General features: G+C 37.6%; 14 protein-coding genes. All 14 read left to right on the top strand.

Going from position 1 to position 13,569, the window contains the following annotated elements; translation table 11 throughout:
- The first annotated feature begins 35 nt into the window (after window positions 1-35).
- The 14 genes from W7W_RS0115985 to W7W_RS0115905 all read left to right on the top strand — a co-directional run bounded on the left by W7W_RS0115985 (window position 36) and on the right by W7W_RS0115905 (window position 13,520).
- Complete coding sequence (locus W7W_RS0115985; RefSeq protein ID WP_148660888.1) at window positions 36-1,142, top strand: type VI secretion system membrane-associated complex protein TssK; 1,107 nt, start codon at window positions 36-38, stop codon at window positions 1,140-1,142.
- A 209-nt stretch (window positions 1,143-1,351) separates the two neighbouring features.
- On the top strand, window positions 1,352-2,314 hold the full coding sequence (locus W7W_RS0115975) for a hypothetical protein (RefSeq protein ID WP_010664699.1): 963 nt from the start codon (window positions 1,352-1,354) through the stop codon (window positions 2,312-2,314).
- A gap of 33 nt (window positions 2,315-2,347) precedes the next feature.
- Window positions 2,348-2,836 carry a type VI secretion system TssO gene (locus W7W_RS0115970; RefSeq protein WP_010664698.1) on the top strand — a complete coding sequence of 163 codons (489 nt, stop codon included), beginning with the start codon at window positions 2,348-2,350 and terminating at the stop codon, window positions 2,834-2,836.
- 19 nt (window positions 2,837-2,855) lie between these two features.
- Window positions 2,856-3,359, top strand: a complete 504-nt coding sequence (locus W7W_RS22365) for a type VI secretion system transmembrane protein TssO (RefSeq protein ID WP_010664697.1) — start codon at window positions 2,856-2,858, stop codon at window positions 3,357-3,359.
- A gap of 28 nt (window positions 3,360-3,387) precedes the next feature.
- The gene (locus W7W_RS0115960; protein WP_010664696.1) at window positions 3,388-4,275 is read left to right on the top strand and encodes a PKD domain-containing protein; all 888 of its coding nucleotides are present in this window, start codon (window positions 3,388-3,390) and stop codon (window positions 4,273-4,275) included.
- Window positions 4,276-4,303: 28 nt separating this feature from the next.
- Window positions 4,304-6,823: a type VI secretion system protein TssR domain-containing protein gene (tssR, locus tag W7W_RS0115955; protein ID WP_010664695.1), complete on the top strand. Its 2,520-nt coding sequence runs from the start codon at window positions 4,304-4,306 to the stop codon at window positions 6,821-6,823.
- Window positions 6,824-7,083: 260 nt separating this feature from the next.
- Window positions 7,084-7,473 (top strand): type VI secretion system tube protein TssD, encoded by a 390-nt coding sequence (gene tssD / locus W7W_RS0115945; protein ID WP_010664694.1) that lies wholly within the window; start codon window positions 7,084-7,086, stop codon window positions 7,471-7,473.
- Between the two features lie 131 nt (window positions 7,474-7,604).
- Window positions 7,605-8,057 (top strand): hypothetical protein, encoded by a 453-nt coding sequence (locus W7W_RS0115940; RefSeq protein WP_010664693.1) that lies wholly within the window; start codon window positions 7,605-7,607, stop codon window positions 8,055-8,057.
- 58 nt (window positions 8,058-8,115) lie between these two features.
- Entirely contained in the window at window positions 8,116-9,492 is a 1,377-nt protein-coding gene (locus W7W_RS0115935) for a DUF5458 family protein (protein WP_010664692.1), read from the top strand.
- A gap of 732 nt (window positions 9,493-10,224) precedes the next feature.
- Entirely contained in the window at window positions 10,225-10,653 is a 429-nt protein-coding gene (gene tssD, locus W7W_RS0115925) for a type VI secretion system tube protein TssD (RefSeq protein ID WP_010664691.1), read from the top strand.
- A 7-nt stretch (window positions 10,654-10,660) separates the two neighbouring features.
- Window positions 10,661-11,068 carry a type VI secretion system tube protein TssD gene (gene tssD / locus W7W_RS0115920; RefSeq protein WP_010664690.1) on the top strand — a complete coding sequence of 136 codons (408 nt, stop codon included), beginning with the start codon at window positions 10,661-10,663 and terminating at the stop codon, window positions 11,066-11,068.
- A 4-nt stretch (window positions 11,069-11,072) separates the two neighbouring features.
- Window positions 11,073-12,119, top strand: a complete 1,047-nt coding sequence (locus tag W7W_RS22360; protein ID WP_081485194.1) for a LysM peptidoglycan-binding domain-containing protein — start codon at window positions 11,073-11,075, stop codon at window positions 12,117-12,119.
- Entirely contained in the window at window positions 12,119-12,910 is a 792-nt protein-coding gene (locus W7W_RS0115910) for a hypothetical protein (RefSeq protein ID WP_010664688.1), read from the top strand. The genes W7W_RS22360 and W7W_RS0115910 overlap by 1 nt, the downstream gene beginning before the upstream one ends.
- A complete protein-coding gene (locus tag W7W_RS0115905; RefSeq protein WP_010664687.1) occupies window positions 12,876-13,520 on the top strand; it encodes a hypothetical protein in 645 nt (214 codons plus the stop codon). Before W7W_RS0115910 ends, W7W_RS0115905 begins: the two co-directional genes overlap by 35 nt.
- The last annotated feature ends 49 nt before the right edge of the window (window positions 13,521-13,569 follow it).

The raw sequence follows: 13,569 nt of genomic DNA, 5'->3' as shown, positions 1-13,569 counted from the left end.
ACCAAAATTTAAAGTTAGTAAACTGGCAGGACTGTATGAATGTATCTTCTATGCATTTTCGTCAGACTGAAGATTTCTTTCTGGATTATATAAGCAATGCCTTCAAGCTGAATCTACTGCCCGGAGTATATGGTTTTTTACCATCTTCCGGCCTTGTCGCGGAGGAAATGATAAGGATTACCGGAAAAGCTGATGAAAGTGTTGTGATAGAAGTTTTGTTTTGTCAGGCGATCACCTCTTCAGGGATATTGTTCGATTTTAATGCAAAAACTGACGGATACAGATTGAATGCTGTTTTAAATAATACATCCAAAGAAAACAACTATCATAAAAAGCTGCAGTTTTGGAATATTATTCTAACATCAGAGCCTTTCAATCGCACACCATCAGGACAACTGGATCCCATGGAAACTCCCCCTCGTCAGCCGGATACTGATTTCTCCTATTCGCTGACCGTTGTTCCGACTGATGGATCTGCCATAGAAATAAAAGGGCATTCTCTTGTAATTGGACGTATCAGGAAGAATTCTCACCATTATGAAATAGATCATAATTATATACCTGCCTGTATTACAATGTCAGGAAATGAAGCATTGAATAGCTATTATCATCAGTTTAGTGATTTATTGCAGAGTCTTATTCGAAGCTCCAAAGCTATTATCTCTAAAATTCAAAATTCACCCAGGGATCAGATTCTGGCCGATAATATAAATCTTGTTTGTAAAGAGATATTGCGTTATTGTTCAGGGATTTATTTTGACTTTCGAAACAACGGTCTAAAGGAATCTCCACTTAAAACGGTTATTCATTTTTCATCTCTTGCACATACCATTTATGTGTCTCTTAGCTTTTTTAAAGAATCTGATAAAGAGGAGTTATTGAAATATTTTTATGAGTGGAGTGATGTTACACCGGGTTCCTTTGAAGAGATTCTTACGAATATGGTTGATCTAAAGTATGATCACGAAAATCTCAGAACTGTGATGTTACAGGTGGAAGGATTTTTAAGGGTTTTTACCGAATTATGGGGTAAGCTCAATCAGCTTGAATTTATTGGAAAGCATAAAGAGAATATCGTTGTTTCGGAAAGAATTCAAATGGCAGGAAAGGAGTCCAAAACCGGATATACTTTCCTTGATTAAATATTATGCAAGAGCAAAGCGGCTCTAGTTGTCTTTAGATTTATAATTAGTTTATGCGTAAATAAAATTTTAAACGAATGATACGAACATGGAGCTTTGATTTCTCCATCGGCTTTGCTGCTTTGTTTACAAAGAAACCAGCCAAACAAAGCCATGTGTAAAATATTCGCGAGTTCCATAAGATCAATAACTTAGATGAATTTATATTGATGAAACCTGACCTGAAGAAAATAGGATTCCTACAGAATATTAACCGCTCCGGATCTGATTTTAAACCGGAAGTGGTTGCCGCCTTACTGGTTGATCAGGGGTTTGGTTATGACCAGTTTGTTTTTCTGCGAAAAGGAGGTGCAAAGCGAGGCTTCTCGAAAGACATCAATATGGTAAAACTAAAAAACCTTGGTGAAGGATTTTATGAAAAGTATGTTGAAATAGGTGTTAACAGAAGGGGGATTTACGACGGGTTACCTGAAGGAATTTTTCACAAGACCACTCAACACAATCAGGGGAAGTCAAAGCAACAGGTCTTGTATGAGTTTAACAAGCACCGTGAAGAGGAGTTTTTTGCCCGAAGGTTTTTTTGCTTGTTTGAAGTTGAATGTGATCGAACCTCGGTATTGGCGCATCGACTTGAATTGTTTTATGATAAGAAAAACCATAGGAGGAATTTTGTTGAAATCTTTTCAGATTATTGGCCGGTTTTGAGTGAGATTCCTTTGCACAAGGCAATCTTATTTCTCAGGATGGTGCCTTTCTTTTCATCTATTCGAAACAGCTTTGGTAAAATTTCTGATGTGATGTCTTTAATTACCGGGGTTGATGTTGAAATCAGAATTGTGCGGAAACAGTACAGACAATTGATAGAATTGGATAATGGGGGACTAGGGGAAATAAAACTTGGACAAAATTTTGTGTTCAAGGGGGCTTGTGATGAAGGGCTTCAGGACATCCAAGTGATGATTGGCCCCGTTGATGCTAATCGAATGCCAAATTTTTTACCTGGAGGTATTGATTGTAAGATTGTCAACTGTTTGTCAGACAATCTGTTTTCAGCAAATAAACATATTGAAGTGAAATACAAGATGAGTACTGAATCTAACAGATTTATTTTAGGACAGAAGGGAGGGGTGTCCTATAATTTCCTGGGCATCAATACGACTATGATCAATTAGATTTGGATAAATACAAAATGATATTTTAAGCAAATGAGAGCAAAAAATCACAAGGAGATTGTTAATTCCTATCTGAAGTTTGCAGTTTTTTTAGTTGTGACAGTATTTATCACTGTTTTGTCAATGTTCTTTTTTTTCAGAACTGCTGATGCAGAATATATGAATATTGCATTAAAAACCAGAGAGTATGATGCCATTAGATCAGTTCAGTTGGACGCGGTTACAAAGGTTGACTCTTTAATAGATCAGCTCTCTTTACTGGGAAGCAACAAGAATCTCAATGAGGGGTTGTTGTTGGATGTTGTAAGCAGGAAAAAATTGTCACTTCAAAAGTTTCTCGAAAATACTGAAGATGAAAATATCAGATTGCATTTAATGATGGTTTTGCAGTTGTCCGATTTTCTGAGAGTTAAAGATTCTATTCGTAGTGTTTCTACAGAACTTAGAATGGTTAAAGAGGATTTAATCAGATGCATTGAGTCCAATAAAAATGCCACTGTGTATAATACTGAGATTGAATAGTTCAAAACAAAGGAAAGCAATGAAGAAAGAAGAGCGAGTAGTTTCTAAACACTATGTAAATCAGCGAGAGAAGCGTATAGCTATGGTCTATGTTTCAGTTTGTTTTATAGTGCTTTTTAGTATTACTGGTTTTTTCTTCCTGAAGAACAATAGTAGTTCAAGGATTTTTGGAAGAAAAGAAAAGCTGGTTTCAAGAATGGAGAATATTGAAAGATTTAAAGAATTGCAAACGATGGCCGCACTGCAGTGTGATACGTTATACGCCGGTATCAAAAAATTTAAACCGAATGTTTATGCCAGTTATGAGGAGAATGACATCAGGTATGAATTAAACGATTTGAAGGGTATCTATTTGAAAAACAGTTGGGACCGGCGATATAAGATGTTTGAGCAGATTTCTACTCTGTACGATATGTGGTTGACGGACAGGAAAGAACTTTGGTGTCAAAAAGAAAACCTGAGAGATTTTACCATCAACTTGCAGGATTGTGAAATGGGAGTGCGGGAACTGAAGAAAAATTAATCAGACGAATTAGTATTAAAAGCAAAAGATGAAAAATAAGTACAATACGTTCGTGTTTTGGATTGTTTTCGGCGTGATCGCGACGATGGTTCTATTTATCTTCATCCTCAGGTCATTTGCTCCGCAGAATATTATTGATGCTGAGGTGTCAAAGACAATTGTGGATTCTGGGGAAACGATTATGTTTTCAGATAGTACCTATAATGCTCAGGAATGGTTATGGGAGTTTGGAGATGGGAATTCCTCCACTAGGCAACAGGTGAGTTATATGTTTCAAAATCCCGGAAGATATAAGGTGAGGCTGACAGTGAATAAAAAGATGGAAAGTTATTTTTTTATTACAGTGAATTCCGGATTTCAGGAAATGAAGGATCAAATGATTTCAATTCATGCACCTGATGTTGCCTTTGAAGGAGAATTGATTTTGTTTGAGGGGTTTGGAGATGCAGAGCAATGGCGCTGGGAATTTGGCAAAAGTGGTATGGTGGATGCCAGATCCAGGAGTGCTGTTTATGTGTATTCAGAACCTGGAATTTATGAGGTGATGATTAACACCGAAAAAACAAAATATCCGGTCAGACATCAGATAGAAATTCTGCCCAAATATCACGAAGATGACACCAGCGATGTATTGGCCGGAATTTGTAGAGAAATCAAAGAGAAACTTCAAAATATTGTCGATGGCAAGTCCTTTAACATTAACTACAATTATATTCTTCATGAATATCTGGACAATAATCCGGATAAGATAGTTATTGTTAATAATGAGCGTTACAATGATTTTTATTCCTATTGCCAGGGATTGCGCATTGTTGGACGAAACAACAATACCATTATTGAAAAAGTTTCTGTGGAGTTATCAGATAAAGAAGAGAAGAAAATCAGTAAAATTTTTGTATTTCAATTGGATAGTTAGCAGGTAATGCTTGTTAAATCATGATATTATGACCCGACCCAAAGACTTTCATATTTATCCTGAAGGCGGATTTTCTATTGTTTCCCCGGGAATCAGTGGTGCTTTTAAAGGTAAAATCAAATGTTTCTTTCAGGGGATCAATCATCCCGGAATGAAACGGATCCTAAAAGCTGCCGCTAGCACGAAAGGCTCAACTTTTTGTTATAGCTTTTCTCTGTTTGCTTTCCTGATTATTATGGGAGCCTGCGCTCCGGTGAACAGAATCACGCGGATTAATCCTTATCCCCGAGAGTATTCCCACAATTTTTACGGCTCCCATCAGGTTGAGTCTAAAAGTGATAAAAACAATGACCCATGGATTGTCTATTCTGCCAATCTGTCCAATCAGACTGTGACGCGGCCCCGGAAGCTGGAAAAGAAGGAAGATATTTCTTTACTGGAACCATTTTATGTGATAAGGCAAAGAGGGGATTTTCTTAAATTGATAAAGTATAATCCTGAAATCGTAAGAGGTAGAAGACCTGATCGGAAAAAGGCTGAGTATATGGGATGGATTCATCAATCTAAAATGATTCTTTCATCATCTTCCTTTACAAATCCTCATTCGGGCTTTAAAAACAAAACAATTACTGCCATTACCGATACATTTTCTCTTTCAAATGCTTCCAGGTTAATTCAAAACGATTCTGTGCTTCTTTTTGCAAATCAGAATCTTAAAAAGCCTGTCGGTAAGATCGGTTTTCATGAGGTTGTATATGTGATGCAAAAATCGGTCGACCGGAAGAAGGTTTTTATTACAAATAAACCGGAGATATCAGTGGAGGAAATTGATCAGATAACTGCCGGGTGGACCAGTGTTTCGCTTATTCAGAATTTGGGAGAACGATTGTTTTGCCGTTGGAGTAAACCTGATTCAGCCAATTCAATGGTTGAATATTACTCCGGTATAACGACATACAGCCCGGTTTATTCCAGATCAGGGCTCGAAGACAGTGTCAGAATTAAAACCGGTGATTTTCATCCTGTGATTGACCGGTCTGAGAACTTTATTCTTAATGTGAATGGTAATCCTGTTTATTATCCGGAATATAAAGAACTCGAGCGAAAATTGCATGACATCAATGTGATTTTTGTTTTTGAGGCGGCCCAAAATACGATGGAGCAGTTTCCTTCTCTCGTGAATAGTGTACAAAATCTTCAGATGCTTTTTGCCAACGATACCACTGAATTTAATTACCGGTTTGGAGCAGTTATGGCAATGAAAATGGGAAATGATTTGATGGTTGATAGTTATGGTCTTGTTGATGATTATGCGGGGATATTCAATTTTGTGTCTGGCAGATTGTTACAGTTGAGCCACTACAAACCTATTAATAGTACAAATGCCTGGAGTGGTTTGAGGAAAGCTGTGAAAATGGCTGGTCAGGATCCTGATGCTACCAATGTCATTGTGCTTATCGGAGAAAACGGACAATACTATAATCAATCGTATTCATCATTGATTTTTCAATTGGGAAATAATAACTGCCGCTTATTTTGTAATCAGGTATATAGTGGCGGTGCAAACAGGTATAATAACTTTTCCCTGCAATTGACTGAAATAATTGAAAAGTATGCTCATTTAGTGTCGGACAAAAAGAAAGACCTAATTGTGGATGCCAGCCAGTTTTGTTCTGAAAATGTTTTTACCGAAAGTCAGAAGAATTATTTCAGGCTGGATTATCCTGAGCGAAGTATGACTCAGGGTGCAATTGTTTTTCCGGAGAAAGAAAAGATGTTATCTCTTGAAATGTTTTCTTCTTCGCTGGATTCTTTTATCACTGAAGTGAAAGCGGACAATCAGCTTCTTATTGATAGTTATCAAAATGCTTTTCGCGATTTGGGAAACAGCAAGAATCGTTGTGATGAAGATTTTCTCAGAAGTTTTGAATTGACTTCGCCCGATCTGTTTAAAGAGGAGTTGTCACAGAACTTTAAACAGGTTACCCCGTTCTGGGTATATCCTCAGGAAAAATCGTTTTTTAAAAAGGAAATTGATTTCTCTCTTTTGCTGAATCAGCAGGAATTTGATGACTTACAGAATTTTTATGATGAGTTAACCCGTTTCACGGTGACTTCTAATTCATCGGCCCACCGGGTCTCCGGGGCAGAGATGTTTTCTCTCCCGGCAGATCAGGGGGTTGGGACTAATGTGACCACTCCATCTCCTGTTTACCATTCCAATGTAAAAGTACGGGGCCATCTGAAAGAACTGCTTACACGAAGGTTGTTGCATGGAAAAATAAAATCCTCGCTTGCGCCTGTTGTTCAGAATCTAAGCATTGGTTATGCATTGGAGATGAGTACGGGAATGCCTGTTAACTGGAAGTTTTTGAATCAATTTAGGATTCGGGATTTGATGGATAAAAATACCCTTTCAGATAAAACTCTGGAAGAAATAATCGGCTACTTCGAAGATCAAAAAGACAAATATGAATCCGCTGATTTTGAGGGTTTTAACTCTTTGGGGCAAAGTTATTACTGGGTTACACAAAACAGTCTGTTATGAAACGAACAGGGGATTCTGATTTTGAAAATTGTTCCGACAATGAGACTGATTTATTATGTAGGGGTGAGAAGCACTATCCTGGTATGCCTCTGGTTTACGTCCCAGTTTGACAGGGAAATTTTGAAGGGATGAGTTTGGGTTATGCCTTTGACTAATAATGTATTCTGGTTTCGATTAATATATTGAAATACAATGTTTTATCTCTGCGCAGAGATGTTTTTTTTAATTGTTTAATTGTTTAATTATTTAAATTTTTACTTATGGCTTTTAGAGCAACTTTAAGTCTGGGAGGCAAAGAGTTTGATGTCCTGGACTGTAATTACAAACTGGAAAGAGATGTGGATGTTAAAGGACGTCCCGCGTCTAACATCTACGGTGGAAAAGTTCGCGTTCGCGTTGAATCTACTGACGATACCTCCATTCTTGAACAAATGGTAAACCAGTTCAAGCCGGTTTCGGGCAGCGTTATCTTCAAAAAAGGCGATGAAGAATCCAAAATGAAAGAACTGATGTGGGAAAATGGCTACATCACATCTTTTGAAGAGGGTATCGACATTAGTGGCAGCTCTCCTATGTCAACGACATTTGAAGTCTCTGCGCAGGTGTTGAAAATTGGTGGTGCTGAATTTGAGCAGAACTGGCCTCAGTAACGATAGTACTGTGAAGAGGAAGGCAGCCGGAAACTTTTTCAGAATAAAGCTTGCGCGCTGAAACTGATTTAGCTTCCGGCACCTCCCTCGTTTTAATTTAATGTGTTACAAATCTTATAAAAAAAATTGAGATGGCAATTCTTGATTATGAAATAGGTGGAAATGAAGTGAAGATTGAAGGAGGAGAAGGTATTGCGGATATTCCACAAAACAGAACGCTTCTGGTTGAGAAGCTTACTTCGGATGACCCAGTAAATCCTGAAAAAGCTGAAGGGCTTACCTCCGTTGAGGATGTTTTTGATCACTTCAAACCCAATGTGGATGTTGAATTTCAGGATGAAACAGGACAACCCGTGAAGGAAAATTTTAAGTTTTCAAATGTTGGAGACTTTAACCTGAAGAACCTGACTGTTCAGAGTAAATTTCTGAATGATCTGAACGAAAAGAAGAACTTCTATGCAAGCTTTATGAAGCAACTTCGTACCAATAAAGTTTTGCAAAGAGCACTCCAAAATGAAGAATCGCGTCAGGCTTTAATTGCTGCCCTTGAAGAGTTGAAGAAAGAACTGGATGCAGAAAAATAGAGGCTATCCAACGATTCATTGAAATCTTGAAATTATTAATGTTTTAAATCACAGTACAATGGCTGAAACAACTGCTAAAGCTGCTCAAACCGCTGAAGCTGCCGTCGGTAAAGCCGAAGGAAATGGTAAGCAATCACGATTTGAGGAATCCATAAATAATCTGGCCAAATATGGAGGTTTTAATTTTTTGGAATCTTCTGTGGATGGTATTCAAAACCTGAATCCTGAAAGAAAGGCCAGAAAACGTATATTTTTAACGGATAGTCAGAAGAAAGTTGAGAGAGACAGTCTTAATAGCAAGATTGGTCTCTGGATAGAGATGTTGAAGGACTCTGAGAGTATCAACGACATGATTGAAGCATGTAAGGAAAAATCTGAGGTTGTTACTCAAAAACTTGCCGAATCGCTGTTTACTGCGGTAAATGCTGTGCGTGACCTGGAAAAGGCTTACAGGGGCGTTATGCTTTTTTACAGAAATACCGAAGCTGATAAGGTGCCCAACCTTTCTATTGTAAACGCTTCGGAAGAGCAGATTACCGACCTGGACAATACCCGTTTTATCGATTTTGTAGCCAATGAATTGAAGCAAAATTTTGATAAACTCGACCTGAGAATGAACTATTCCATCCTGGCAGTTCCCGGGTATCTGGGATCCAACAAGGTGGTTGAAAAATGGTCCAAAATTGCACATGACAATAAGGCCATGTTGTTTACCGACTTTGCCGACCTGGATAAGCCTGATGATGTTGTTGAGATGTTTTTTGCCTCCAATCTTGCCGGTGGTGATACTTTTAAATGTAATACCACCATGTCTTGTAACTGGTTGGTAGGAAGATCAAAATACCAGGAGTTGGGCGAAGAGGATGATCTGCATATTTCACCTTCTGCCGCACTGGCAGGAAAGGTATATCAAACCCTGATGTCGCAGGTTACTGCCGGTAAGAAATTCGGTAGCATCAACGAAGTTGACGGCGTGGTCTTTCCCCTGAAAAAGAGTGAAATATCGCAACTCGAAAAAATGGGACTCATTCCCATGGTTAATGAATACGGAAAAGTGATGGCTTTTTCTGCAAAGACTTTATTTAACGGTGATAACCTTGGTCTCCAGACTTACTCTGTGGTTCGGGTGTTCGATTACATTACCAAGGTGTTATTTGATTTCTTAAACCGGCGTTCTTTTGAAAACTGGAGTTCAAAGACTGAGCGTGACCTGCGCGGACAGATTGTTAAGTTTCTGGACAGTGTGCAGGGCCCTGATCGTTTGATTGAGAAGTTTAAAATTAAGCGTTTCGAGCAGGATCCAAACCAGAAAGACCGCATTTTCCTGGATATTCATCTAACTCCTTATTTTCCTGCAAAGAGCTTTGTGATTAAACTCGATGGTATTAAAGGGGATGATGGTGCCGAATGGAATTCGGATTATGAGCAAGCCTAATACCCAGTGTTTAGCTTGTTGAATGAACTTATTAATTATCAAGGGCCGTTTTGTAAAAGTCTCTGGCTGTATTGCTTGTAAACATTCCCGGCCGGAGTCCTTTACAGAACTTTGCATGTGAATAAGATTAAGTGCAAAGTTCTATCATCTAAATTTTTTGGAGAAGCAATTGTGACGTCAGCAAAGAAATACTTTGGGACTGTCCGTGTCGAAGACTTATCTTTTTTTGAATGATATCTTGGCTGTTGATGAATGGTGTAAGTCGTTGAATATTAGTCTTTATTGATGGTAGTGACACCCCGCTGTGCTTTTTCAACATGTTTCAAGTCAGGTATTTGTTTTTAGTGGGTGCTGTTTGTTAAGCCACAGAATATCAGGGTGATATTAATTGTCTTTTATGTGGTTTAAGTCACAAGGTGCTTATTCACACTTGAATAATAAGAGGGTTGGATTTTTGCTTATCAGGCTGCCATGACTTTTCAGTTGTCAGGAATTTGTAATGCTTCGGTTGTTTTCTTCTGCCTTCTGCCTGATTCGCTTCTGCCTGGCTACTTAAATCTTTCATCTAAGTAAAGTCATAAGCATTTTATAATGTGCAATTTATATGATTTTGTTTGTTCTTTGGGTATGTCTTTATCAAGAGAAATAACTACTGCCTACTGCCTACTGCCTACTGCCTAACGACTAAATTACTTATATCTAAAAATCTTATGAATTCTAATACTTAAAGATATGTTTGGACACAAATGTTTTTTACGCATAGGACCGCTCGAAGACAGCAGCATCAACGGCCTTTATCGCGACAGCTACGAACTGCTCTCGTGCGAGTATGGGTTTGCACAGGGGGCCGACCGCAATGGTAAAGCCCAGTCGGAAGTACGTGGAGGAACTATAAATATGGTATATCCCAATGTTCCCCCACAAGAGATTGTTGATTGGATGCTGAAATCTGGCAAAGTAGAAGACGGTGCCATTGTAATTTGCGATTCGAATGATGTGCCGCTGGAGAAGGTGTATTTTGAGAAAGGGGTATGTACCAATATGAAAGTTGGATATCAACAAAGTGGAAACGGATATGTGTCAACTAATATCCAGGTTGATGTTCGAAAAATTTCTGTTGGTAATGTCTCAATTGAAAAAAGATGGGTTAACATTAAATAATTGAATCATGTATAATTTACCACAAGTTGATAGCAAAGTTACCGTTTGGTTTTCATTGGACGGACAAGAATATGAAGTTTCTCAATTCGACATTTCGTTTTTCCAGGGAGTTGATGGCAAAGGAGAACCTCAAGATCATGTTCGCGGTGGTCAAATGACGATGACTTTAAATCAAACATTGCCGGAAAGTCTGTACAATTGGGCTATGCAGTCAAGCACAAAGGAGGGCAAAATAGATTTCCGTATAGAAAGTGGCAGTTCACCTATGAAAATTGAGTTCTCCAACGCTTATTGTCTAAATTTTAATCGTTCAATCAACTCAATAGGCGGTGGCGTTTCAACATCACTGACCATTTCGCCTGAGGAAATAATCATTAACGGGAGAAGTTTTGATAATCATTGGGTAAAGTATTAACGGTATGCCACATTACAACGATGTTTACATTAGTCCACAAGACTTTGAAATATGCCTGCACCATGGAATGCGTTACGATGGATTTGTAGAAGGACTAGGATACGCATACACAAGCAATTTTACCATCCCTCCAATACACTTTCAGAAATATAACCCACCCGGCAGAGTTTCCGATGATGAGAGTTTTTTCCAAAACGGTTTTGTTCAGTATCTTGATACATCATCTGAGGTGTGTTTGATGAGCGTAAAGTATCAACATAAGGTAAAAACGGGTGATACGCTAACTTCGATTTCTGGTAAGTATGGTGTTTCCATTCAGTCTATTATGGATGCAAATTCTGGTATTGATTGGGAGGGGGAGAGGAAGGGTGACCGGATTTTTGCCGGAGAGAAGTTGGAGTTGCCGAGAGCACTAAAACAACCTATTGGAAATAAAAAAAATGAATGTGAAAATACAAAAGTTACAGTTTCAGCTAAAACGCATAATGGAAAATTTAGAATTGAGGTAATGGATGCAGTTAGTGTACCATTTGGTTCTCTTGGGGAAATGGCAATAATGTCTGACATGGATGCAGTTACTGGCTTTTGGGAAACAACTTTAACTACCGGGATTAATTTCAGTACTGGTTTAAGTCCATCTTCCGGAGTTGTAACTGCGATGGGAGGTGAAATAAAAATTCTAAAAAATATAGAAGCTTCATCATTGATGGATTGGGCAAACAAGTCAGGACTTGTTTCAATCGCATCAGGGCAGTTTTTATTGAATTATTCAAAATTTACAGGCTTAGATCCAAAAACACAGGAAAAGATTTGGGTCGCCAGGGGATTTGGTTGTGGGTTATCAATTGGTTATTCAGGAAGTCGCTCAGTAAATGAATACAGAAATGGGGATTTCTATTATAGGCATGATAGGTACCCTAATGAAGTGGTGTATGGACTTTCACCTAGAGATTCGTTAAAGAGAGCTGCCAATGATCCTACCCTTACTGGTAGGGATGACTTTCTTCGTGAAAAAGGAATTGGAGAAAATGAACTTGAGAAGTATAAGTAATGATGAAGCATAATTTAATTTTGAGCATATCTTGTTTTCTTCTTATTGGGGGTATTATTTCATGTGTTTTTTTGTCTGAAAAGCGATACAATCAGAGATTTAGTTTAGAAATAACGGATCAGCTTAACGAATGGCAACTTAATAATACAACTCATGTAAATGAGGCTTCTAACTGCCTTTATATAAATATTTTATACAAAGCAAGTAGCATGCAGGGATTTTATCTCGATTATGAGTCGCATAAGGTAGTTTTATCAATGCTATGTTATACTTATTATGCAGAATTTCAGGATTATGATTCTGTTAAGTTTAGAATGAATTTTTTGGGATATGATGATGATTTAAGCGTAATTTATGATCACCAGGAGTTAACCAGGATTAAGTGCTATTTTGATAATGCCCCAAATTATTATGATTTTGTAGATTATTCGTTTGCAAATTTAGGCTATGAAAAAATATTAAGAGCCACAACGTTGATTAAATATCTTAATGATAATTTTAACGATTTCTTTAGTTTTAAAGGAAGTTATTGGCTTTTGTTATACAATTACTGCAAGGCTAGTCTTAATCCCTATAAATATTTTAATAGTATATATTGTTTTGTTTGGTTTGCAAGTGAGGCAAACAATTATGTTCCTACAGAGGATTTCGATTTATTTGAACAACATATGAAATATTTTCTAAAGGCCTTCGGGTATGATGACAACTTGCTAAATGAAAATTTTTTAGGAATATTGGATCATCTTAACGAGAAGTATGGACGTCAACAGTATAGCAAGCCTTCTAATTAGCATTGAGTGTTATGGTATTTCAATTCAATCTATTAAAGATGCGAATTCCGGTATCGATTGGGAGGGGGAGAGACGAGGTGACCGGATTTTGTCTGGGGAAGAATTGGAATTGCTGGACTATCTTAGTTTTCAAGAAAAAATAAATGGTATAGGTAAAGGGAAGAATGTTAGTAGGGAAGAGCATGGTTTATTAAGTGATGTCGATGCAATTTCTGGTGCAGCAATTGATGCGGGGCCTTATGAAGGTCGATGCTGGAGTGAAAGGATGCCAAAAGTTTCTTTTAATAAGCAAAAGTTATTGGTTGTATATAACCAATCGGGAAAGTATATTGATATTAGAAGTCAGAAATTAAGGCTTCAATTTTATGATATACATTATAAAGATGTTCCTAGCTGGGCAAGGGGGCCTCATCCAGTAGATCGTAATTCTGATTTTGAAAATGTTTATGGTATAATGAGTTTTATTTCCTGTTTTTTAGTGGATGCTCCGGTTATAACCCCCAAAACATTTGATACTGCTGAAGAATATCAAAGAATGTCTGTTTCCAATTATCAAGAACGACGTAATAAAGTTTTAGTAAAATGGTATAAAAAATATCTAAGTACATGACAAAATATTTATACAATCATTAAACTCCTTGATATTTAAGGCATTCATC

Origin of the sequence: Marinilabilia salmonicolor JCM 21150 (assembly GCF_000259075.1) — a bacterium.
Lineage (GTDB): Bacteria > Bacteroidota > Bacteroidia > Bacteroidales > Marinilabiliaceae > Marinilabilia > Marinilabilia salmonicolor.
The sequence above is the reverse complement of the archived record's forward strand: the minus strand, read 5'-3'. Positions and strand labels throughout refer to the sequence as shown.